Origin of the sequence: Streptomyces sp. Ac-502 (genome assembly GCF_045222935.1) — a bacterium.
GTDB classification, from domain to species: domain Bacteria; phylum Actinomycetota; class Actinomycetes; order Streptomycetales; family Streptomycetaceae; genus Streptomyces; species Streptomyces monomycini.
This window is the reverse complement of sequence record NZ_JBHFFO010000001.1, coordinates 7,757,979-7,780,015: the sequence shown is the minus strand read 5'-3', so window position 1 is coordinate 7,780,015 and position 22,037 is coordinate 7,757,979. Positions and strand designations below refer to the sequence as shown.

The 22,037-nt window shown below is 70.2% G+C and carries 19 protein-coding genes and 3 pseudogenes; 5 read left to right on the top strand and 17 right to left on the bottom strand.

Features of this window, described 5'->3' with window-relative positions:
- Nucleotides 1–96 precede the first annotated feature (96 nt).
- The 3 genes from ACEXOX_RS35405 to ACEXOX_RS35395 all read right to left on the bottom strand — a co-directional run bounded on the left by ACEXOX_RS35405 (nucleotide 97) and on the right by ACEXOX_RS35395 (nucleotide 3,936).
- Entirely contained in the window at nucleotides 97–1,095 is a 999-nt protein-coding gene (locus ACEXOX_RS35405) for a hypothetical protein (protein ID WP_406524946.1), read from the bottom strand.
- 635 nt (nucleotides 1,096–1,730) lie between these two features.
- Nucleotides 1,731–3,335 carry a S1 family peptidase gene (locus ACEXOX_RS35400; RefSeq protein ID WP_406524945.1) on the bottom strand — a complete coding sequence of 535 codons (1,605 nt, stop codon included), beginning with the start codon at nucleotides 3,333–3,335 and terminating at the stop codon, nucleotides 1,731–1,733.
- A 115-nt stretch (nucleotides 3,336–3,450) separates the two neighbouring features.
- Entirely contained in the window at nucleotides 3,451–3,936 is a 486-nt protein-coding gene (locus ACEXOX_RS35395) for a hypothetical protein (protein WP_406524944.1), read from the bottom strand.
- 394 nt (nucleotides 3,937–4,330) lie between these two features.
- On the opposite strand from ACEXOX_RS35395, the pseudogene ACEXOX_RS35390 reads away from it, so the two are divergent.
- The 5 genes and pseudogenes from ACEXOX_RS35390 to ACEXOX_RS35370 form a co-directional block, all read left to right on the top strand.
- Nucleotides 4,331–4,642, top strand: a pseudogene (locus ACEXOX_RS35390) (ALF repeat-containing protein); the annotation flags it as partial.
- Nucleotides 4,643–4,710: 68 nt separating this feature from the next.
- A complete protein-coding gene (locus ACEXOX_RS35385; protein ID WP_406524943.1) occupies nucleotides 4,711–7,941 on the top strand; it encodes an ALF repeat-containing protein in 3,231 nt (1,076 codons plus the stop codon).
- Nucleotides 7,941–8,867 (top strand): hypothetical protein, encoded by a 927-nt coding sequence (locus ACEXOX_RS35380; protein ID WP_406524942.1) that lies wholly within the window; start codon nucleotides 7,941–7,943, stop codon nucleotides 8,865–8,867. The genes ACEXOX_RS35385 and ACEXOX_RS35380 overlap by 1 nt, the downstream gene beginning before the upstream one ends.
- 197 nt (nucleotides 8,868–9,064) lie before the next feature.
- On the top strand, nucleotides 9,065–9,460 hold the full coding sequence (locus tag ACEXOX_RS35375) for a hypothetical protein (protein ID WP_406524941.1): 396 nt from the start codon (nucleotides 9,065–9,067) through the stop codon (nucleotides 9,458–9,460).
- 415 nt (nucleotides 9,461–9,875) lie between these two features.
- Nucleotides 9,876–10,046: pseudogene (locus ACEXOX_RS35370) on the top strand (IS701 family transposase); the annotation flags it as partial.
- Here the strand turns inward: ACEXOX_RS35370 and ACEXOX_RS35365 are convergent.
- The 14 genes and pseudogenes from ACEXOX_RS35365 to ACEXOX_RS35300 all read right to left on the bottom strand — a co-directional run bounded on the left by ACEXOX_RS35365 (nucleotide 9,986) and on the right by ACEXOX_RS35300 (nucleotide 21,972).
- Nucleotides 9,986–10,852: a GDSL-type esterase/lipase family protein gene (locus tag ACEXOX_RS35365; RefSeq protein WP_406524940.1), complete on the bottom strand. Its 867-nt coding sequence runs from the start codon at nucleotides 10,850–10,852 to the stop codon at nucleotides 9,986–9,988. The pseudogene ACEXOX_RS35370 and the gene ACEXOX_RS35365 sit on opposite strands and share 61 nt — an antisense overlap.
- Nucleotides 10,849–11,736, bottom strand: coding sequence for a GDSL-type esterase/lipase family protein (locus tag ACEXOX_RS35360; RefSeq protein ID WP_406524939.1), 888 nt, complete (start codon nucleotides 11,734–11,736; stop codon nucleotides 10,849–10,851). The genes ACEXOX_RS35365 and ACEXOX_RS35360 overlap by 4 nt, the downstream gene beginning before the upstream one ends.
- A gap of 251 nt (nucleotides 11,737–11,987) precedes the next feature.
- A complete protein-coding gene (locus tag ACEXOX_RS35355) occupies nucleotides 11,988–12,518 on the bottom strand; it encodes a hypothetical protein (protein ID WP_406524938.1) in 531 nt (176 codons plus the stop codon).
- Nucleotides 12,519–12,578: 60 nt separating this feature from the next.
- Entirely contained in the window at nucleotides 12,579–12,929 is a 351-nt protein-coding gene (locus tag ACEXOX_RS35350) for a hypothetical protein (protein WP_406524937.1), read from the bottom strand.
- Nucleotides 12,914–14,188 carry a hypothetical protein gene (locus ACEXOX_RS35345; protein WP_406524936.1) on the bottom strand — a complete coding sequence of 425 codons (1,275 nt, stop codon included), beginning with the start codon at nucleotides 14,186–14,188 and terminating at the stop codon, nucleotides 12,914–12,916. The genes ACEXOX_RS35350 and ACEXOX_RS35345 overlap by 16 nt, the downstream gene beginning before the upstream one ends.
- A complete protein-coding gene (locus ACEXOX_RS35340; RefSeq protein ID WP_406524935.1) occupies nucleotides 14,185–15,105 on the bottom strand; it encodes an ABC transporter ATP-binding protein in 921 nt (306 codons plus the stop codon). The genes ACEXOX_RS35345 and ACEXOX_RS35340 overlap by 4 nt, the downstream gene beginning before the upstream one ends.
- Nucleotides 15,106–15,107: 2 nt before the next feature.
- Nucleotides 15,108–15,503, bottom strand: coding sequence for a hypothetical protein (locus ACEXOX_RS35335; RefSeq protein WP_406524934.1), 396 nt, complete (start codon nucleotides 15,501–15,503; stop codon nucleotides 15,108–15,110).
- Between the two features lie 245 nt (nucleotides 15,504–15,748).
- A complete protein-coding gene (locus tag ACEXOX_RS35330) occupies nucleotides 15,749–16,804 on the bottom strand; it encodes a sensor histidine kinase (protein WP_406524933.1) in 1,056 nt (351 codons plus the stop codon).
- A 219-nt stretch (nucleotides 16,805–17,023) separates the two neighbouring features.
- Nucleotides 17,024–17,686 (bottom strand): response regulator, encoded by a 663-nt coding sequence (locus tag ACEXOX_RS35325; protein WP_406524932.1) that lies wholly within the window; start codon nucleotides 17,684–17,686, stop codon nucleotides 17,024–17,026.
- A 101-nt stretch (nucleotides 17,687–17,787) separates the two neighbouring features.
- Nucleotides 17,788–18,003: an MbtH family protein gene (locus ACEXOX_RS35320; RefSeq protein ID WP_406524931.1), complete on the bottom strand. Its 216-nt coding sequence runs from the start codon at nucleotides 18,001–18,003 to the stop codon at nucleotides 17,788–17,790.
- A gap of 243 nt (nucleotides 18,004–18,246) precedes the next feature.
- Complete coding sequence (locus ACEXOX_RS35315; protein WP_406524930.1) at nucleotides 18,247–19,113, bottom strand: ArsR/SmtB family transcription factor; 867 nt, start codon at nucleotides 19,111–19,113, stop codon at nucleotides 18,247–18,249.
- A gap of 157 nt (nucleotides 19,114–19,270) precedes the next feature.
- Entirely contained in the window at nucleotides 19,271–19,699 is a 429-nt protein-coding gene (locus ACEXOX_RS35310; RefSeq protein ID WP_406524929.1) for an acetoacetate decarboxylase family protein, read from the bottom strand.
- 32 nt (nucleotides 19,700–19,731) lie between these two features.
- On the bottom strand, nucleotides 19,732–20,208 hold the full coding sequence (locus tag ACEXOX_RS35305; protein WP_406524928.1) for an acetoacetate decarboxylase family protein: 477 nt from the start codon (nucleotides 20,206–20,208) through the stop codon (nucleotides 19,732–19,734).
- Nucleotides 20,209–20,645: 437 nt separating this feature from the next.
- A pseudogene (locus ACEXOX_RS35300) lies at nucleotides 20,646–21,972 on the bottom strand (class I SAM-dependent RNA methyltransferase).
- Nucleotides 21,973–22,037 lie beyond the last annotated feature (65 nt).

The following is a 22,037-nucleotide window of genomic DNA, read 5'->3' as shown; positions in this document are numbered from 1 at the left end:
CGCCTCACTCGCGATGACGGCCTGAGGCGGAGGCCCGGTCGGCCCGCCCGCCGTACTGCCGCGGGCGGGCCGACCGGGCCCGATCACCGACGCGACTCAGCCGTCGATCACGACCTCGTCGTGCAGACCCTTGGCGTCAACGCCCGGGTACATGCTCAGCGTGCCGTCGGCCCAGCGCACCAGGACGTCGTTGGGCCGCTCGTTGGCGACGAAGGCACCCGCGCCGACCACCGTGGCGTGGAGCCACTCGGACTTCCCCTGCCGGATCTGCGTCTCACCGTGCAGGCCCTCGGTGTCCACGCCCGGGTAGATGGCGGCCTCACCGTCCGCCCACCGCACCAGCAGGTCCGCGGTCTTCTTGCCGGTGAACTCGCCCGCGGTGACCTGCGCGGCGTGCTGCCACGTGGCGTTCGCCGGCACCAGCGTCTTCTCGGCGGCCGGCTTGACGCCGTTGGTGTCCAGGTCGGGGTGGAGCGTGACCTGGCCGTCGTCCCAGACGACCACTAGGTCGTCGCGCTGCGCGTTGGCCGTGAAGCGGCCGGCGGTGATCTGCGCGGCGTGGCCCCACGCCTTGTCGTTGGCCGGGGCGAGCTGCTTCTCGCCGTGGAAGCCGTTCTTGTCGACGTGGGTGTACTGGGTCAGCTCCCCGTCGCTCCAGCGCACCACGAGCCCGTCCGAGCCGTTGCCGAAACTGGCTCCCGTGATCCCCTCCGCGAAGTTCCACGCACTCTTCTTGGCAGCGGAGTTGGGCGCCGCCAGCTGGTGTTCGGCGGAGAAGGGCCGCTTGGGGTCCTTGCCGTCCGCACCCTCGTAGAGGGTCACCTCGGCATCGCTCCACCGCACGATCATGTCCATGTGCCGGGCGCCGCCCGCGGAACCACCGGTGAAGTACCCCGTGGCGATGTGCGTGGCCTTGCCCCACGGCGCGGAGGCACCGACACCGGCGCCCGGCTGCACGACGGACGCCGGTGAGCCACCCTCCGCGGGCGCACCGCCAACGGCCTGAGCCGGTACGGCCGTAGCCACCGCACCACCGGACACCGCCACCGCGGTCACTGCCGTCATCAACGCCCTGCGAACACGTATGCTGTCCATTTTTCCTTTTCCTGACATCACGAATGGGGGGCGATATCGCGTTCCCTCGCGACGGGAATCCACGCGCGCCCAAGCAACACACCACGCCCGCAAGAGGTATACGACACTCCGCACAACACGGCCATGACAATGCCGGGCGACCGCCACTAAAGGGAAAACGAATGCTTTCTGCACAGGCCGGTGAAGCGGTGTTGGCCCACGGCAAGCAGCAGTCGAGCCTCGCGCCGTCTACACCACCTGCTCACACCATGGAAGCGGATAACTGCCTCTGCGCGCATCCCTTTCATGGGGGCAGAGGATCACTTCGGCAAGTACGGCGGCAAGGCCCACGTTCCCCAGCACATCTCACCACTCGGCTTGGCCACCGAGCCCACTTCCCCGCAGTCAGCGGCACCCCGTAAACCCTCACAACACCCGCAGTCGGTGAAGCTGCGGGATTCGGTTCAGCCGAGCTCCGCTTTCCCTCCCCCTGAACGGGTGGACCCGAAAGCCCCTCCGACACCTTCGCCGTCCGGCGGTGCAAACATTGCCGTAAGAGCGGCGGGGCCCCGCCCGGTGCTGCACCGGGCGGGGCCCCGCCCAGGGCCGGAAAGGCTGCTCCGCGGCGGCCCGTCCAGGTCCAGTCAGGAGACCGATCAGCCGACGATCTTGACCTCGTCGTGCAGGCCCGCGGCGTCGACGCCCGGGTACATGCTCAGCGAGCCGTTGGCCCAGCGCACCATGACGTCGTTGGGCCGGTCGTTGGCGACAAAGGCACCCGCGCCGACCACGGTCGCGTTGGTCCAGGCGGAACCCTGCGGGCGGATCTGCGTCTCGCCGTGCAGGCCGGCGGTGTCGATGCCCGGATAGATGGTGGCCTCACCGTCGGACCAGCGCACCAGCAGATCCGCGGTCTTCTTGCCGGTGAACTCGCCCGAGGTGACCTGCGTGGCGTGCGGCCACGTGGTGTTCTTGTTGACCAGCGTCCGCAGCGCGCTCGTCTTGACGCCGTTGGTGTCCAGGTCGGGGTGTAGCGTGACGTGGCCGTCGTCCCAGACGACCACCAGGTCGTCGCGCTGCGCGTTGGCCGAGTAGCGGCCCGCGGTGATCTGCGCGGCGTGGCCCCACGTCGTGTTGCCGGCCGGGGCGAGCTGCTTCTCCCCGTGGAAACCCTTCTTGTCCACGTGGGTGTACTGCGTCAGCTCACCGTCGCTCCAGCGCACCACCAGGCCGTCCGAGCCGTTGCCGAAGCTCGCTCCGGTGATCCCCCGCGCGTAGTCCCAGGTGCTCTTCTTCGTCGGGGTGTTGGGCGCCGCGAGCTGGTACTCGGCGACGAAGGGGGCCTTGGCGTCCTTGTCCTCCGCGCCCTGGTACAGGGTCACCTCGGCGTCGTTCCAGCGCACGATCATGTCCATGTGCCGGGTGCCGCCCGCCGAACCACCGGTGAAGTACCCCGACGCGACGTGCGTGGCCTTGCCCCACGGCGCGCTGGGGAAGACCGTACGGTAGCGAATCGCCTGGACCCACGCCGCCAGGTCGTCCACGCGAGTAGCCGTGGCCTCCGTACGCGTCTCGCTCGGGTCGATACCGAAGCAGCCGGCCTGCCGGGAGGTGCTGCTGATGCCGACCAGTTCCACCCCCTTCGCGCCGGTCCGCACGACAGGGGCGCCCGTGTCACCGGGGCACAGGGCGGCACCGGAGGCACCACTGATCTTCAGCGACGCGGCGTCCGTCGCGTTCACGGTGAAGGCGGCGGAGTGCAGGCGGTCGGGAGCCCACTCCTCCTTGGTCCGTCCGTAGCCGGCGACCTGCACCTGGTCGCCAGGGCCCGGCACGGTGGCCGCCACGGTCGCCGGAGCGATTCCCGCGACGGGTTTGGCGAGCCTGGCCATCACCAGATCGCGTTCCTCGCGGGGCACGAGTTCCACGACGTCCGCGGTCTGACCCTTGTCGCTGGTCATGTCCGTGCGACCGATGACGGCGGTCGTCTTCTTCTTCGGGGCCCCTGCCGCGATCTTGAAGTCCTGGTCGGGGTTGTCCGCGAAGCACCTGCTGGCGGTCAGTATCCACTGCGGGTCCACCAGCACGCCGGAGCAGCCGCGCGCACCGGCGATGTTGATCTGAGCGGTGAAGGCGTACTCGCCGTCTTTCGCCGCGGTGCCGACCACCGCGTGTGCGGGCATGGCAGTCAGCAGGCCTGCGGTGATTCCGCCGGCGAGTATGCCGGTAAGCCGCGTCGCACGCGGGATCTTGCCGAACACGTTGTCTCCTTCGGTAATTCCCGCTGCAGCGAGAGCTGCAGCGTCGGACGGGGCCGCCTGGGCGCGCCGCGTTCCGGTGCAGCGGTGGCACTGATGCCACATGACGAGGGTCGGGTCACTTGGTGGTGATGAGTTCCAGCAGCGTGTGATCCCGGTTGTTGGGATCCGCGGTCTCTCCCACTGCCGTCCAGGTGTTCTTCGCCACGTCGAAGGACACGCTGCGCTCCTTCACCTTCATGTTGGCGCGAAGTGCGAAGTCGTTTCCCCTGATGGCGTACACGCGGTCGAGTTCCATGCTCAGATAACCCTGCTTGCCGGTCACACGGAAGCAGAACTTGCCCTTGTCGCGCGCGAAAACCTCGACCAGCCCCGGGGCACTGTCACAGTCCGCGAGCACGATGTGCCCGTCACCCCGCTTGAGGAGCAGGCCGGTCTCCTTGAAGATCTTGTCGGCCTGCGGGTAGTTGAAATCCTCCACCCCCGACGGCTCCGAAGAGGCCGCCTGATCCGGCTGCCCCGCAGCCGTTGCTCCCGTTCCCGCCAGAAGCACTGCGGCAGCAGCCGCAGCTCCGGCAGCCAGCAGTCGAGAAGTCGCCTTCACGGTTCCTCACCCTCGTGGTTCTTCGCAATGAAAAGGCCGCACGCGTGACACGCGTGCGGGGACAGGCCTTCGTCGGTACCTCCGGGTACGGCCGCCTTGCCGACAGTACGGCGACAGGCGAACTCACGGGTATTCCGGGCCAGTTCGCATATTGGTATCACCTGACGGCGAACCTCTCGTGGGCCGCAAAATGCAGCTTGAAGCACACATGCCAAAGATGCGAACAACTGCGCCCGAAATGCACACATCTATTGCCATGTTCGGCTAGTAACCTCCGTGCCTGCTCCGCCGTTTCGATACCTACTCGTGATGCATCGCCGCGCATGGCCGAATTGTTCGGCGATGATTCCCCGGATGTCGCGCGGCGTGCGAGCCTGCTCTGCCACGCCGTCAGGTGACACACCGACGGGCCCGAACGGGCCGAGAGACCTTGAGGAAGCATGTACCGACACAGAACGTCGCCGCTCTATGCGGCGGGCAAGAGGGCTGTGGTCGTCGCGACTGCGGTCGTGACCCTGTGCGCAGGGGTGTTAGGCACTCCGGCCGCCCTTGCGGCGACTGCGGAGCCCGGTGCCCAGACACAACCGCTGAGCCAGCGGGCACAGGTACTGGAGGCCTGGCGGGACGGCGGCCGGGGGTCAAGGAGGCCGCGCAGAGGGCCTTGGTCGGCTCGGACGAGGACATCAAGAAGTTCCTTGCCGAAGGCCGACGCATAGCCGCCGAAGAAGACGACCGCCTCACCGTGATACGCATGCTGAACACCAGCGGCAAGGGGTGCGGGAGGCTGCGCAGAAGGCCCTGGACGGAACCGCGGACGACATACGCAGGTTCCTCGAATCGGGGTTCCGGTCACCCTTCGCCGATGACCAGCGGGCAGCCGTGCTCCAGGCGATGCACAACGGTGACCGTGCGGTCCAGGAAGCCGGACAAAAGGCACTTGACAACGGCTCCGCCGACGCGCTGGCGGACTTCCTGGCTTCCGGCCGGGCAAAGGCCCAGCAGGAGGACGACCGGGTCCGGGCGCTGAAGGTCATGCGCGAGGGCGGCCCGCAGGTGAAGAAGGCCGCCCAGGACGCACTGAGCGGCTCGGCCGAAGACGTCAAGGAATTCCTGGACAACGGGCAGCAGGCAGCACGCGCCCGCGACCAGGAAACCCTGACCGTCACCCAGCTCGCCGAAGCCGCCACGGAAGCCGGCAAGCGGGCGAAGCGCGAGACCGACGCGGCCAAGGAGGCCGCGACCCGCGCCGAGACCGCCGCAAAGGAGGCCAAGGAGGCGGCCCGGCGGGCCGCCGAGGCCACGGCGGCCGCCAAGGACAACGCGCAGAAGGCAGCCGACGCCGCAGGCCGGGCAGCGGATGCCGCGGACTCCGCGGCGGAGGCGTCACGTACCGCTGTCGAGGCGGCGAACACGGCTACCTCGGCTGCCCGGGCGGCTGCCAACGCCGCCTCCGCCGCCGCCTCCGCCGCGGCTGCCGCAGGCCGGGCCGCCTCACAGGCGTACCAGTCCGCCAGCGCCGCGGCCCAGGACGCGAACCAGGCCGCAACCGCTCGCAAGGCGGCTCAGCAAGCGCGGAACGCCGCGGCCGACGCGCGCAACGCCGCCGGCGCCGCGCTCAACGCGCTCAACGCCATCTTCGACGCGGTCGACTCGGCTCAGGCCGCGGCCCGCGCCGGTGCCCACGCCGCTGCCGCCGCGACGGCGGCCGCCCAGGCAGGCTCGTATTCGGCCACCGCCGGAGCAGAAGCTCGACGGGCGTCGGCAGCCGCGGCGAAGGCACGTCGAGCGGCAGCCACCGCCACCCGGGCGGCCAACGCTGCGGAAGCGCTGGCCAATACGGCCGCGGCCGCCGCAAAGGAAGCGAACACCGCCGCGAACGCCGCCGCCAAGAATGCGGACGAAGCCGCCGCGGCGGCCGAGGACGCCGCCAAGCATGCCGGTGAAGCCAGCCAGTGGGCGGACAAGGCGAAGAAGCACGCCGCTGCCGCGGTCAGCGCCGCCAATGACGCGGCCAAGGCAGCCCAGCAGGCCCGCGACGTCGAGCAGACAGCCCGCAAGGCGGAGGCGGCCGAGCTGGCCGCCGACAAGGACCGGGCTGTCCAGGCGGCCGAAGAACTCAAGGACAAAGAGCGCGAGCAACGCGCCGACCTGGAGTGGGACCAGGCGGAATCGACCCGCCGCGACAAGGAGACCCAGCAGCTCCTCACCGAGGCCGACGCCGCGGGCACCGAACCCGCCGTCGCAGCCGGCAAGGGTCGACGGGCGGCCATGCGCCTGCTGACCACCGGAGGACCGTGGACCCAGCGCGCGTCCGCGGCGGCATTGTCAGGAACCGACGCGGACGTACTGGCATGGCTGCGTGAGGCGCGTCGGACGGCATCCGAGCAGGACGACCGCGCTCGCGTGAACCATCTCGCCGACTCCGGGAACCCAGGTGTGAAGAAGGGCGCCCTGGAAGCACTGAACGGCTCTGCCGCCGACATCGAGAAGTTCCTCCAGACAGGCCAGCACACTGCTCAGGCAGACGACTACCGTGCCGAAGTGCTGCGGCTGATGAATGCCGGCGGCCCGGCCGTCAAGAAGCAGGGCAGCGCCGCCATCGACGCGGGAACCACCGAGCCGTTGCGGGCCTTTCTGCGAGAAGGGCAGTACGCGGCACGTGAGGAAGACGACCGCGCCGAGACCGTCCGGATCATGAGCAAGGGAGGCGCCACCGTGAAAGCCGCGGCGGAGGCCGCCCTGGCCGGGCCGCCTGCCATGCTGCGCAAGTTCGTAAGCGTGACGCAGTACAGGGCCGCCAAACGGGACTTCGACACTGCCGTCCATGTCGCGGAGGTCAACCGGCTCGTCTCGGACGCCCAGCGCACGGCAGCGACAGCGAAGGACAACGCCGCGCAGGCGGCCGCAGCCGAAGCCCGGGCCCGCAGGGCATCGGACGAGGCGAACGAGTACGCCCGGCAGGCCAAGGAGTCGTCCGACGCCGCCAAGGGCTACGCCGACCAGGCGAAGGACTCGGCGCGGGAGGCCGACCGGTCAGCCGCGCAGGCCGCGGAGTCCGCCCGGCAGGCCAAGCAAGCCGCGGCGACGGCGAACAGTGCCGCCGCCGCTGCCACGTCCTCCGCTCGGCAGGCCGCCGCGTCCGCCGACCGTGCGGCTGCCTCTGCCGACTTCGCCTACCAGCAGGCGGACCGCGCCGCCGCTTCGGCCATAGCAGCGGGCAAGGATGCCGCAGAGGCCGCCACGGCGGCGATCTCAGCCGTCCAGGATGTCATCGCGAAGCTGGCCGAAGAGGCGAAGAACAACCAGGACGTCGAAATCGGCGACGGCAGCAGCGAGGACTACGACGGCCCGAGCGAAGAACTTGGTGACGAAGGCGGTCTTTCCGACGCGGACAAGGCCGCATTGGTCCTCGACGTCGCCGGTATTTTTGATCCGACTCCGATCAGCGACGGCGCTTCCGGGATCATCAGCCTCTTCCAGGGAGATTGGACGGGCGCCAGCCTCTCGCTGGCCTCCTTTATTCCGCTGGCCGGGGACATGCTGGCCAAGCCGGCGAAGTTCGCCAAGTACATCGAGAAGTTCGAGCACCTCGCCAAACACGCGACCGATCTCGACTGGGTCGCCAATGCGACCAAGAGCATCAGTCATCTGTCACCCACGCAGTGGCACGCCGCTCTCACCAAGATGAACAAGCTGTCCGGTGACGCTGCCAAGCGATACGGGAACAAGCAATTCCTCAAGACCGCGCAGTCCAAGAACCTGCCGACGAGTGGACCGGTACCTTTTGTGCCGCGCAAGGACTGGAACCCGAAGGCGCCGCAGGTTCGCGGCGGCGGGTACAAGGACGCCTACGGTAACATCTGGAAGCGCGCGACCGACGGAAAAGACGAATGGGACGTGCAAATACCCAAGGGGAAGAAGTTCGAGATCTTCGCCGGAAGTAAGAACCAGGGCAAAGATTACTCACACGCCAACATCTCAAAGGAAGGATATGTGACCCACTGATGCAATTCGAGCCGACGGACGTTGTCGTCCGAATCTGCTTGAACACAGCAGGGGCCGAGTCCGCATCTGCCGCGATGCGCATCTCCCTTCCGCTCATCGAGGAACTCGACCCACGGGCTGTCCAATTCGAAGAGGCCGACCCGGACGGCCTTCGACGGGGCTACCTCGTGGAACTGCTGCTGGTCCTCCCCTGCGTGGAGACCGAACGCCCGGACACACGGCTCACCACGACGGTTCGGCCACTGGTCCGGCGCTTGGGACTGGACGACGAGAAATTCACCGTCGACGATGCCACTGGCACCTCCGGCGATGTTTCGGCGAATGAACGAGAGTGGCAGAACGGCCGTACCGCGTGCGGAACCTACGCGCTGTACGCCCAGATCGGCGCGGACCCCATGGATCCGCCGGCGGGTGGGCCGGAAGAGGCGGACGAGGACGACGAAGACCTCGACCTCGACACGGATGACCAAGACTCCGTTCCGCCCTTCACCGCTGGAGAACTGGCGGAGATGTCCGGTCTGGTACAGGATTTGACGTCACTCCAGGTATCGTTCACTGCCGAAATCGAAGGGCTCGATGAGACGGCCGCCCGGTCCGCAGTGTCAGAACTGGTGGAACAATGGCGTCCCCTCGCGGGCGACTTCGTTGTCGACACTCTGTCGGCCGATGAACACAGCACACTTGTGCTGGGGGGACACTCAGGCCCGACTGCTTGGGACACGGATTCCCCGACGGCGGCGCTGACCGCTTTCGTGGAACAACTCGACCAACGCTTTCGAGGGCCGGTGACCACGACCGAGACCGGCGCCGGTCCGTTCGCCACCATGTCCTGGAGCGCTCCGGAATCGGAGCGGCAGGGACTGACCCGCCTGGAGATACACGCGGGCACAGGCTTGGTCCGAGCGGCCATGGCAAGCGGTTCCTGACACAGCGCGACATCAATACGGCGTGAGCTTGCCTCTGCCGACAACTGGTGCCGGCGGCGAATCCGCGGATCCACCGCCGACACCAGCTTGACCACGGGATCGAGGCGTCAAAGGCCACAGCCGCCGTCTCTCCTTCCGCCGGAGCGCCGCCGGGCGCCGGAACGGTCGTACGGGAGGATCGTCGCGGCCACGGTTCGGTGAGCAGAGCCATCAGGACCGCCAGGATCGCGATGCCGGGCGCGACGGAGCCGGTGGAGACCGCGTCCGCCATTCGGCCCGCCCTCGTCATCCACCCACCACGCCACTCCCACTCCCATCGCAGGAGCCAGGACGTTCGCGGCCGACGCCTCACGTCGGCCGTGGTCATCGTCCACACGCTGGCGGTCGTCTGTACCACCGGTTTCGTACGGACCTTGCAGCTCATGGACTATCCGATGGTCGCGCGCTTGCGTGCGGGTGCTTCCGAGCAGTACATGGCCACCCACAACGACATGTTCCGGCGCGTTCTCGCGCCAGGCCTGTTCACGGCGGGAGCCACCGCGTTGCTTCTGCTCGTTCTACGGCCGGAGAAACATTCGACGGAGGCACTCTGACGTTACTGGCCAGAACAGAGGAAATTCCTACCTTGTCGGTCGCGCCGCTCACCTCACCCGGCGATACCGACCCGGGTGCGGGGCGTGTAGCCCGCCCCGACACAGTGATCTGCTGACCACCGGAAAGACCGCTGCTCGGAATGGCGGACAGTACGGATGACGCCGCCATGGCGAGACCGGCGGCGAAATCACCTGCACCTGCGGCCGGCGACCGGTCGCGTCGTCCACCGTCCCCAGGCGGGAGCCACCCAGCCCACTTTTCACACAGCGGATTTACGGGCCGCGCCCAGCGCATGCCGCAGCCCGGCACCCTCCCCCGGAGGCCGCACAGCGAGCCTTCTCCCGTCTGACCGCGTCAGCCGCGTGTCGGACAGATCTGTGAACCGATGAAGCTCCTGGTAGAGACAGGTTCTAGGACCTGGTGCGCCGGGCGAAGCTGCGCCGGCGCGTCGAGCACGACTACCGCGAACTCAGACACGGCCTGGGACTCGACCACTTCGAAGGACGCTCCTGGCCGGGCCGGCATCACCACGTCACCCTGGCCACCGCCGCCCACGCCTTCCTCACCGAACAGCGGCTCTCACCAAATAACGACAGGATTTCACACAGGAGTTTGATTCTGGTCGGTGGTTCGAACGCTTCCGGCCCGAGGCGGGCAGCTATGGGATCGGGGGGCACACCCACCTTCATGTCATGTCGATGCCGCTTCGGAGCACCGGGCTGATGACCCCCGGGGTCAAGAACCCCAAGCCGGCCAGGGCGGGTGAGCACCTGGCCGGGGCGGTCCGAGAGGCCCGCAGCGGGTGAGGGGCGGGCAGGAGCCCCGACCGGGGACGGGGGGCACCCGGTCGGGGCGGTTCGGGGTGGGGGCGGAAACGCCTCCGGGAGCCCCGGCCAGGGACGGGGGGCACCTGGCCGGGGCGGTTCAGGGGCCCGGGCGCTGGGGCCCGGGAGGGGCCGGACGAGCGGCCCGGGGGGGACGGGGGTGTCGTGAGCGGTGGGGAGGAACGGGGGTGCTTCGGGGCGCGGGGAGGGAGGGGACGGGGGCGGGCTTGGGGCGGGGGGGTACAGGTCGTTCAGGTTTACTGCTGAGGCGAGGGCTGCGTAGCCGGCATCACTGGGGTGGAGGCCGTCTTCGGAGACGTAGCCGGGGGCGGTGCGGCCGGTGGTGGGGTCGGTGAGGATGTGGGCGGCGTCCAGGACGGTGTCGTAGGCGCCGCTGGTGCGGATCCAGGTGTTGAGTTCTTGGCGGACCTTGTCGCCGACGGCGTCGGTGAAGGGGAAGACGGCGCCGCGGACGGGGAGGATCGTCAGGCCGACGGCCTTGAGGCCGTGGGCGTGGGCCTGGCGGATGAGGGTGCGGTGGGCGTCGATGAGCCGGCGGGCGGTCACCGGGGGTGGGGCTTCATGCAGGGGTTGCCGGGGCCGGTTTTGGCCAGGTCGTTGGCGCCGATGTGGATGAAGACGGTGCCGAGGTCGGGGTGTTCGCGGAGGGTTTTCTCGAAGCGGGTGAGGGCCTTTTCGCCGTAGCAGGGGGAATCGCGGAGGAGGCTGTCGCCGGCCAGGCCCGCGTTGACGGCGCCTTGGGGGCGGCGGGCGGCGAGGAGGCGTTCGGCCAGCTTGTCGGAGAAGCGGTTGTCGGTGCCGGGGGTGGTGCCGACGCCGTCGATCAGGGAGTCGCCGAAGACGAGGAAGGACGAGGGGACGGGGCGGGCGAAGGGCGCGGGGGGCGCCTCGGCGGAGTCGGCGAGGAGGGCGGCGCGCTGGTCGGTGGGGGTGCGGGGGCGGCCGGTGACCTCGGCCGCGGTGAGGTAGTACCAGGCGTAGGACGTGTTCCGGTCGAAGGCGTCGGTGAAGACGGTGCGCAGGTGGTCGCCGGGGGCGCGGTAGGACGTGGCCGTGGTGAAGCGGTGGACGGTGGCGGGGCCGGTGGGGCGGTCGAGGCGGAGGGAGACGGTCAGCTTTTCCAGGGCCGAGGTGGGGAACGGGAGGGCGTCGGTGAGGAGGTCGCGGCCGACCGGGATGGTGGTGGCGCGTGCGCCGCGGAAGGTGAGTTCCTCGATGGTGCCGGGCCTGGCCTTCGGGCCGCCGTCGGAGCGGGCGAGGGTGGCGCCTGCGATGTGCAGGGGCTTGGTCCCGTAGGCGTTGGACAGGCGCAGGCGGAGCTTGGTGCCGCCGACACTGACCCGGAGGACCTGCCGCAGCGTCTGGTCGGCGAACCCCTCCTCGGACCAGTTGCGGTCGATGTCGGCCGGACCACTGGCCGCCTGCTGCACGGCCGCTCCCCAGGTGGTCGTCCACTGGGGGGCGGTGGCGGCGGGTGCCGCTCCTTCGGTCCGCAGCGCGGGGAGGCGGGGGCACAGGCCCCGGCCACCGCCACCAGCGTGATCACGGTCAGCACGCTCCTGACTCCGTTCCGGAATCGCCACCGCATGTGCCAGTCCTCTCGGTCGTTCAGCCTCGCTGGGTCAGGTGATGCCCCCGTTCGCCGCCCTGTCGCCGTTCTGTGTCGCGGGCGGAGTGTCAGTCAGTGTTCGTCGGCGGGCCGGTGCGCCGGGCCGGGGCCGTTCTTCGCGAAGTACGTGGTCACCGAGACGAGGATCTCGTTGGCGCTGCGGAGTACGGCCAATTCGGCTTCCAGTTCCGCTATCCGGCGGGCGGCTCTGCGGGCGGACGCGTCGCGGCGCCGCTCGCAGTCGTCCGTGAGCAGGTCGAACGGCCCGGTGGGGTCGAATGGCCCGGTCGGGTCGAGCGGACCGGCCGGGGTGGACGGGCGCGTGAGGTCGCTCGTGTCGTCGAGGCCCTCGCGGCCTTCCTCGCGGCCGGGCGGCCGGCCGGCCTCGCTCACGGACCGGAGTCCGGTCGCTCTTCCCGGGGCGGGTGCCTTCCTCAGGCTGATCCCCTCCCCCGCTTCCCGGGCGGCCGGTGCGTCGTGTGCGTGTGGCGGTTCGTCGTCCGCCTCTCCGGCGTTCCACATGCCGTTCGCGCGGTGTACGTCGTTCGCGTCGCGCAGGTGGCGCACGTTCTCCAGGTTGGTCGGGTCCTGTAAGGCGTGCACGTTCTCCGGCTCCTTCACCGTTTTCTCCCCTCCCCCGTGACGAAGTGTCGAGCGTGGGTGTCAGTCCCGGCTGTAGCGCCGAAGGGTGCCGGTCGCGAAGACGATGGCGAGCAGGACCGCGGCCACCGTCATGGTCACCGGCGGCTGGGCGGCGGCCAGTTCGCTGCTGTCGCGCAGGGCGCCCATGTAGTCGAAGATCGGCAGGCCGTTGGCGACCGTGTACCAGAGCGGGAGGTAGACCGCCTGGAAGAGCCGGTGCGTGCGGCTGAGGGTGCCGAGGGCCAGGGCCAGGGACGGGATGAACAGCACCCCGCCGACCCAGGAGGCGATGCCCGTCGTCTCGGACTCGATGATCATGCGGATGAGCGGGCCGATGCCGGCCAGGGCGGTGATGGTCAGTCCCGCCCCCACTCGGCGAGCATCCGGCGGCGCACCGCGGGATAGGCGCCGAGGACGGTCTCGACGGCGTACTCGTGGCGCTGGGTGCCCAGGCGGGACCAGATGATGATGGGCCAGATCCAGGCCAGCGGCAGCATGACGCGGGAGGTGCCGTGCAGCGGGGCGGTGATGCCCAGCAGGACCAGGAACGCGGCACCCAGCCACCACCACCAGGGCACGCCCTTGAGCAGGATGCGGATCTCGCCGGCCCAGATGCGCGCGGTCACGCCGCCGGGTTCGGGGCGGGTGCGCAGGATGGCCGCGGGGCGGGTGGACGCCGGGGACTGTCCCGCGACCTCGTCGATGAAGACGGGCTGGAACGCGCCGGCCGCGCTCTCCGGCTGCGGTGTGCGCTCGCGGCGCTGCCAGGTGCGGGCCGGGTCGAAGCGGCCGAACCACAGGGCGGGCAGGACGGCGACGGCCACGGCGAGGAGGAGAAGGGCGATGCGGCCCAGGAGGTAGGTCGCGGTGGGCGTGAAGCCGTCCCAGGTGAACGTGCCGAGCGGCTTGTCCAGGTAGGTCAGGCCGAGGCTGAACGAGCCCGTCATGTCGATCCTCTGGGCGACCATGTCGTCGTACATGGACCGGGCGACTTCGTAGACGCCGGTGCCGCCGAGCAGCTGGCCCGGGCCCTGGCCGACCGTCGCGATGACGAGCCAGACGCAGAACCAGACGATGTTGCCGAAGCCGGTGCGCAGGACCGGCAGGGTCTCGAAGAGCAGCGCGCACGCCGCGGTGAGGGCCGCGAGCGGCAGCGCCACCAGGAAGAACGGCTGCCAGAGGGCGTAGAGGTCGACGTCGTAGGACTCACCGCGGGCCAACTGCATGACGAGCGCGGTGATCGCGAGCACGCCGAGCATGGACGACAGCAGCATGAGGTTGCTGAGGAACTTGCCCGCCATGTACGCGGTGGTGCGCAGCGAGGTGGCGGCCACGAGCTGGCCGACGCGGGTGCTGCGGTCGCGTTCGACGGAGTTGCGGACGATGTAGAACCCGCCGAGCATGATCCACAGGCCGCTGGCCAGAGCGGTCACCATGCCGACGTACGCGCTGTGGTAGACGCCGCGGTGATCGCCGACCTGCATGATCATCCACTTGGCGTCCGAGTCGGGCACCGCGACGTAGCCGAGGGCCACCGCGGCGGCCAGGATGACGACGTACGCGGGCCGCCGGACGCGGTCGCGGAAGTCGGCCACCGCGGGACCGGTGATGGTGCGGAGCATCGGGGTCACACCGCCCCGGTGCGGATCGGGCCGGTGCCGAAGCGCTGCGCGGACTCGCCGCCGGACGCGCCGCGGATGATGGCGAGGTAGGCGTCCTCCAGGTCGGGGGTCAGCCGCACCGCGCCGTCGTAGGGGGCCTCGGGGGACAGCAGGCGGATGCGGACGCCCTCGGTGGTGCGCACCATGCGGCTGACGATGTACTGGGTCTGCACCGCCGGTACGGACGCGGGGTCGACCAGCGCCTCCCAGACGTGTCCCTCCACCGAGCGCAGCAGTTCCTCGGGGGTGCCGCGGCGCTGCAGGCGTCCGTTGGCGACCACCGCGATGTCGGAGGCCACCGACTCGACGTCGGAGACGATGTGGGTGGAGAGCATCACGACCTTGTCCGCGGCCAGGTCGCTGAGCAGGTTGCGGAAGCGGACGCGTTCCTCGGGGTCCAGGCCCGCCGTGGGCTCGTCGACGATGATCACCTCGGGGTCGGCGAGCAGCACCTGGGCGATGCCCACCCGGCGCAGCATGCCGCCGGAGTACTTGCCCAGCGGGCGCTTGACCGCCTCGGTGAGGTTGACCAGCTCCAGCAGTTCGTCGATCCGGGCCTTGGCCGACCTGGCGGACACGCCCTTGGCCGCCGCGAGGTACATCAGGAACTCGCGGGAGGTCAGGTTCGGGTAGACGCCGAAGTCCTGCGGCAGGTAGCCGAGCTTGCGGCGCAGCACGTTGGGCTTGGCCACCGCGTCCTCGCCGTGGAAGAGGACGGTGCCGGAGGTGGGGCGGGTGACCGTGGCGGTGATCCGCATCAGGGACGACTTGCCGGCGCCGTTGGGGCCGAGCAGACCCAGCATCCCCGGCTGGAGGCTCATGGTCATGTCGTCGACGGCACGCTTGCCGCCCTTGTAGACCTTGGTGACGTTGACGAGGTCGAGCATGATCAGCTCTTGCCCTTCAGGTCGGCCTTCTCGCCGTCCTTGATGACGGTCAGGTCCTTGGGCACGTCCACCTGGAACTTGGCGTCGCAGACCGCTATGCCGCTGCAGCCGGCGTCGATGTCCAGGGTGTCGCCCTTGAGCTCCCACTTCAGGTGCTCGGTACCGGCCGCCGAGTCGAACCAGCGGGTGACCTTGATGTCCTTGCGGTCGCTGGCGACCACCTTGGTGGCGACCTCGTGCGTCGTCAGCTTCAGTGTCTCGCCCTTGTACTGGAAGACCTTGGCGTCCGGCTTGACCTTCGACGCGTCCACGGAGCAGCCCGTCAGGCCGACGGTGGCGGCGAGCGCCGTGACCGCGACGAGGGGTGCGGACCGCTTCGAGGTGATGCCTGAGAACATCGGGATTCCTCCATAGTGACGAGCTGGTGTCCGGTGCTCCGGATCTGCGTCCAGAGATTCGGACTGGCGCACGTCATGAGGATCGCCGGAGGGGGGACCGGGCACATCTGCCGAACGGCAGATATCCGGGAGGGAGAGGGGCGGGTGCGGACCGGTTGCCGGAGGGGGCGTTCGTCCGGCGGGCCGATCGGTCATCACAGCGGCCCCGGCCCGCCGCCCCCGGAACCTCACCCCTCCCCCGCCCCTCAGCGCATCGCCAGTGCCGGCAGGACGCAGCGCACCCGCCAGCCCTTCTCGTGCGGGCCGGCCTCCATGGTGCCGCCGAGGGCGCTGACGCGTTCGGCGAGGCCGGCCAGGCCGGTGCCGCCGCCGTGGCGGGTGGGGGCGGGGGCGCTCGGCCCGGCGTCGTCGGCGACGGCTATCTCGACGGCGCGGTCGGCGGTCCGGCCGGCGAAGACCTCGACCCGGGCGGCCTGCGGGGCGTGCCGCCGGATGTTGGTCAGGGCCTCCAGCACCACGCGGTAGGCGGTGTCCTCGGCCTCGCGGGCGAGGGTGCCGGCGATGTCGTCCTCCAGGGAGAGGTCCACCTCGGAAGCGGCCATGGAGGAGAAGCGGCCGACGAGTTCGGGGAGGTCAGCCAGGCCGTAGAGGCGGGTCGGCGGGGGCTCGCCCCACTTGCGGCCGTCCGCTTCGCGCAGGGCCTGCACGGTCTGGTCCATGGAGTCCAGCGCCCGCAGTCCGGCCTGTTCGATGCGGACGAGGAGGGCGCGGTGTTCCTCCGGCCCGGACCCGTCCGCCTCCAGTTGTCCGGCCTGGGCCTCCAGGACGATGCCGGTCACCTCGTGGGCGACGAAGTCGTGCAGGTCGCGGGCCACTTCGAGGCGCTGTTCGCGGCGGGCCAGGGCGACCGCGCGGGCCCGGCGGTTGTCCAGGGACCGCAGGTACAGGCCGACGCCGGTGGCGGCGGCGGCCGGGAAGAGGGCCAGCGCGGCGACGAACACCGATTCCTTCAGGCCCGTCTGGGGCGCGTGGAGGGTGAAGCGCAGCGGCAGGGCGAGGAGGGCGGCGCCGGTCAGCGCGCCGGCCACGGCCGCACGGGGCGGCGGGACGTGGCGGACCACGCGGTACAGGAGGACGAGCAGCGCGGCGGCTTCGACGGGGAACCACAGGAGGACGAGTCCGGGCGGCCCGAAGTAGGCGGCGTCCGCCACGGAGGAGAGGACCGCGATGCCGCCCGCCGCCCGGTCCAGGCGGCCGGCGGGCCAGGCCAGCATCGCGACGGCCAGCGCGAGCGCGGCCATGACCGCGACCGTCCAGGCGGAGGGGGCGCGGCGACGGCGGGCGCGAGGACCAGCGCCACGGCCACCGCGATCCAGCGGCGCCGGCGCCGGCCGGTCGCGCCGGAATCGGGGTGTTCCTGGTTGTCCATGGGCCGAGGCTACGCATTTTCCTCAGGGGCGGAGTGCCGGGCACGGACGGGAATTCCGGGCATCTGCCGAACGGCAGATATTCACCGCGATTCAGCCAGGTGTCCGCCCGGTGGCGTACCCCATCTCCCAGGCGCGGACGGCCACTCCGACGCGATTGCGCACCTGGAGTTTCCGCTGAATGCTCGCGATGTGCGTCTTGACCGTGCCGGCCGAGATGAACAGTTCGCCGGCGATATCGGCGTTGGTCTTGCCCTCGGCCACCTTTCCGGCGATCTCCGCCTCGCGTTCGGTGAGGACGCTCTCGCGCGGGCGGCGCTTGGGGCCGGAGCCGGTGACGTGCTGAAGCAGCCGCACGGTGATGGACGGGCTGATCAGGCTGTCCCCGGCCATGGCGGCGCGGACGGCCTCCACCAGCAGCGTCGGGCCGGAGCGTTTGAGCAGGAATCCGGAGGCGCCGAAACGCAGCGCGGGATAGACGTATTCGTCCAGGTCGAAGGTGGTCACGACGACGACACGGACGGGGTGCGCGGCGGCAGGGTCGGCCAGCAGCCGGGTGACTTCCAGGCCGTCCATGCGCGGCATGCGGATGTCCACGAGCGCCACGTCCGGTTGCAGGGAGCGGGCCAGTTCGACCGCGTCCACGCCGTTGGTCGCCTCGCCGACCACTTCCATGTCCAGCTGGCTATCCACGATGCGGCGCATTCCGCGGCGGACCATTTCCTGGTCGTCGGCGATCAGTAAGCGAATAGTCACAAGCGGATATTGTGCCGTACCGGGATCACGGGATGCCTTCTCGGTGGTGCGGGGCGGGTCGGGCTCCGGCGGGCCTCCGGGGAGGCCCGCCGGAGTTCCCCTTAAGCGTCGCCCATCGCCGTCGCGAGGCTGCGCGGACGCATGTCGGTCCAGTGCGCGGTGACGTAGTCCAGGGCGGTCCGGCGGTCGCTTTCGGTCAGGGCGGTCGTCCAGCCCTGCGGTACGTCGGCGAACGCCGGCCACAGCGAGTGCTGGTGCTCGTCGTTGACCAGCACCAGGTAAGTGCCGTCCGGGTCGTCGAACGGGTTCGTGCCCACAGTGTTCTCCTTCTCGCTCGTCCGTCGGGGGGTGTCCGTCGGGGCGGCCCGTGCCGGTCTCGGCGTCACGGGCGGCGGGCGGTCTCCTTCACCGGGATGCCTTGCGCCGGAACGCCTTCCTCGGCTTCCGGTCCGCGGCGTCGGTGGTCGGTCGGTGGTCTCGTCACACCGCCTGGCGGGCGACGCCGGCCCCGACGCCGCCGAGCCGCAGGGGGCGTACGCGCTGCTGGGGCACGCCATTGGTTAAGGCCCGCGGGGCCGGGGCGACGAAGGGCTCGCGACTGCGCAGCAGTGCCTTGCCGAGGGGGTCAGCGCGTGCAGCGCCGTGTTGCGGTTCCGCGAGGTGGTGACCAGACCGGAACGGCGCAGCACGGCCGCGTGCTTGCTCGCGCCGGCCAGCGATATGCCCAACCGGTCGGCGAGTTCCCCCGTGGAGCACCCCTCGGCGAGCGCTTCCAGCGCCGCCGCCCTGGTGTGTCCGACCAGGGCGCCCAGCGCCTGCTCGTCGTGCTCGGCGGGGCCCCAGAAGTCGCCCTTGGCGGCGGCCTTCACCGGGAAGACGAGGGCGGGCACGCCGTTCTCCCCCACCGCGTCCAGGAACGCGCAGGACTGCTCGGACAGGAAGAAGGACGGGCACAGCAGCAGTCCGCGTCCGTCCAGGTGGATGTCCCGCTTGTGGCCGTGCCGGATCTCCAGGACCGGGGAGCGCCAGCGGACCTTGGGGTGGATGGAGCTGAGCAGCCGCTCCACGCCGTGCGCGATGGCGACCCGGCCCCATGCCTCCCGGGCGCCGTCGAGGTTGCTGCGGATCATCGGCCAGTGCGGCAGGACGGCCACCTGGCACAGGTCGGCGAGCAGTTCGGTGCTGCGGCGGACGTCGGCGGACGCGTCGTGTGCGGGGTCGATGCCCTGCGTGAAGGCGTCGGCGAACGCCACGGGCAGTTCGTACAGCGTTCTGAACTGCTGGGACAGGGCGGTGTAGCGGGCCGCTTCCTTGCCCAGCCCGGCGCGGACGCTGCGGCGCCACTGGTGGAAGGCGATGTCGCCGTTGCGTCCGAAGAGATACAGCGCGAACGCGGCCTCGGCCATCGGGCCGAGGGTCGCCAGCATCCGTGTGTTGGTGATGTCCTCAACAGTGAAGTGAATCCTCAGCAAAGTGTGCCCACGTGGTCATGGCTGGTTCGGTCCGGTGCTTAGTGGCCGGCGTAGTCGGTAAGCAGGCGTCCGCCGTGGAGAGTCTCTCCATAAGCGAACACATGTCCATCTCCTACCTCCAACGGTACGAGTGAAGCGAAATCATCCCAAGACCACCATCGAGGAAGGAGAGATTCCCGGATCCGGACCAGATCCGGGAAAACTCGACGTCACTGACCTCCGAGGCGACCAGCCGGGCGCGCGGGCCGTCGGCCGACGGGACCCACTCGGGGAAGGTCAGGGTGTGCGCGAGGGGGACGTCGTGCAGCGCCGGGGCCCGGTCGCCCGAGCGCTCCAGGGTCACCGATGCCTCCACGGCTCGCCGCCCATGGACGGAGAGCACGCCGTCGAACCGGCCGCCGGGCTCCAGCCGGGAGCCCGCCCTACCGACCGTCGCCGGACGGCTCTGGTGAATCGTGCCGAACTGCTTGGGCATTCCCTGGACCCAGCCGCGCATCATGGGCACGGCCTGGTCGACCCAGGCGTACGGGCAGCGGGCCATGGGACGGCCCTCGAACTCGCAGCTCCGCAGGATCAGGAACCCCCGAACTGGCAGCGCCCGGGGTCGGCCAGCTCGGCACCGTCCGCCGAGCACCACTGCCAGGTGGCGAACACCGCCGCCGCGGCGCCCGGGTCGGCACCCGGCGTCAGGCCCGGCGGCAGGAACCGGCGGGCGGCGTCCGGGTCGACCCGGTACTCGACCATGACGACCTCGCCGGAGAAGTGCCACGGCGGCGGGGTGAGCATCGACGACGCGCCCGTGGGCGAGAGCGGCAGGCTGTATCCGACGGGCCCGGCGTCCCCCGGCCCGGTGTGCGTGTGGGGGGTGTGGGGGTGCTGTTCCCGGTGGCCCACCACCGGCGGCAGCGCCGGCCGCAGCAACGGGGGACGGGAAGCCGCGCCGCCGCCCCGGGCGTTCTGCAGCGCGGTACGCGCCCGGGCCGACGGCGGGACTCCGTCGGCGGAGGAGCTGGAATGGTTGCGGTGGACCGAGGCGTACGCGGCGCGCATCGATCCGCTGGCCTCAGCGTTGCGGATGCCGTCCGACCCGCCGGGACCGGCCCAGCACTCCGTAACGACTCTCGACCACAACGGCCTGAGGGGCCGCGGTGTTGTGCGGTATCGACACCACGGCCCCACCTCAATACCTCCGACGCGACCGGCGAGGACGTCTGGACTACGGGTCAGACCGAGGCGCTCTGTAGGTGATCACTCGCGCAATACGTAGGCGGCTTTCCTCTCGGCGGAGGTAGGTGACTCGGTGGTGAGCATGGAATTCCGGCAGTCTGTCGTCGCCGCGCAACCAGCAGGCCGCCTGACCAGCGACGGACAGCACCTGACGCCCCATCAGGACGAGCGTCAAATGAGCGCCACGCACGTCATTTCGGCGTCAAGATATCGCCCGTAACGCCCACACGGCACACAGTCCGCACGCACAAAACCGCAGTTCAGGCCCCCTTGCCAGCCCTCTCCAGAATCATCACGCACTCCACATGATGCGTAACCGGAAACAGATCAAACGCCCGCATCCTCCGCGGCACGTACCCCTCCCCGCGAAGTACTTCAGATCGCGCGCCAGCGCCGCCGGGTCGCATGCCACGTAAGCGATGCGTCGCGCGCCCAGCGAAGCGAGATGAGCGACCGTGCCCCGTCCTGCTCCCGCCCGCGGCGGGTCCAGGACGATCAGGTCCACGTCCGAGATTCCCGTGCGCGGGAGGATCTGCTCGACCTTGCCGTGCTCGATGCGGACGCGGTCGAGGTCCTGGAGGTTGTGGCGGGCGTCTTCGACCGCGCGCTTGCTGGATTCGATGCCGAGGACGGCGCCCTTTTCGCCCACGCGGTCGGCGAGGGCGCCGGCGAAGAGGCCGACGCCGCAGTAGAGGTCGAGGGCCATGTCGCCCTTCTTCGGCATCAGGCCCTGCATGACGGCTTCGACCAGGAGGTCGGCGGCCTTGGGGTGGACCTGCCAGAAGCCGCTGTTGCCGACGCGCCAGGTGCGGTCGGCGGCGCGTTCGCGGACGAAGGGGCGGCCGTGGACGCGGTGGATGCCGCCGTCCTTCTCGTGGACGCGGAGGACCGAGACGGGCTTGTCGAGTTCGACGATGGGGAGGCGGCCGCCGGGGCGGGGGTCAGGACGACCTGGCGGTCGTTGGAGCCGGTGGCGGCGATGGCCTCGACGGTGGCGATCTGGGGCCAGTCACGCTTCTCGACGCCGAGTTCGGAGACGCCCGGCGCCGCGATCAGGCAGTGGTCGACGGGCTGGATGTCGTGGGAGCGGTGCTTGCGCAGGCCCACCCGGCCTTCGGGGTCGATGGCGTACTGGACGCGGGTGCGCCAGGCCGGGACCTCGCCCTTGGGGACCTTGTCGCCGGGGGCCGGTTCGACGGTGCCGTCCCAGCGGGCCTCCTCGGGGGTGAGGCCGGCCAGGCGGGACAGCTGCTCGGTGATGACCTCGGCCTTCAGGCGGCGCTGGGCGCCGGGGGCGGCGTGCTGCCAGTCGCAGCCGCCGCACTTGCCGGGGCCGGAGAAGGGGCAGGGGGCCTCGACGCGGTCCTTGGAGGGGGTGAGGATCTCCACGGCGTCGGTGCGGAGGAAGCGGGCGCCTTCTTCGCCGTCGGTGACGCGGGCGATGACGCGTTCGCCGGGGAGGGCGTGCCGTACGAAGAGGACCTGGCCCTCGTCCGTACGGGCGATGCAGTGGCCGCCGTGCGCGACGGGGCCGACCTCGACCTCGTACTCCTCGCCTACCAGCGACTTCTTGGGTTCGGTCTGCATGGTGGGAGGGCTCCTGGGGTGGGACGGAAGAAGAGGGCGGAGGGACTGATGCCGACCTGCAAGTC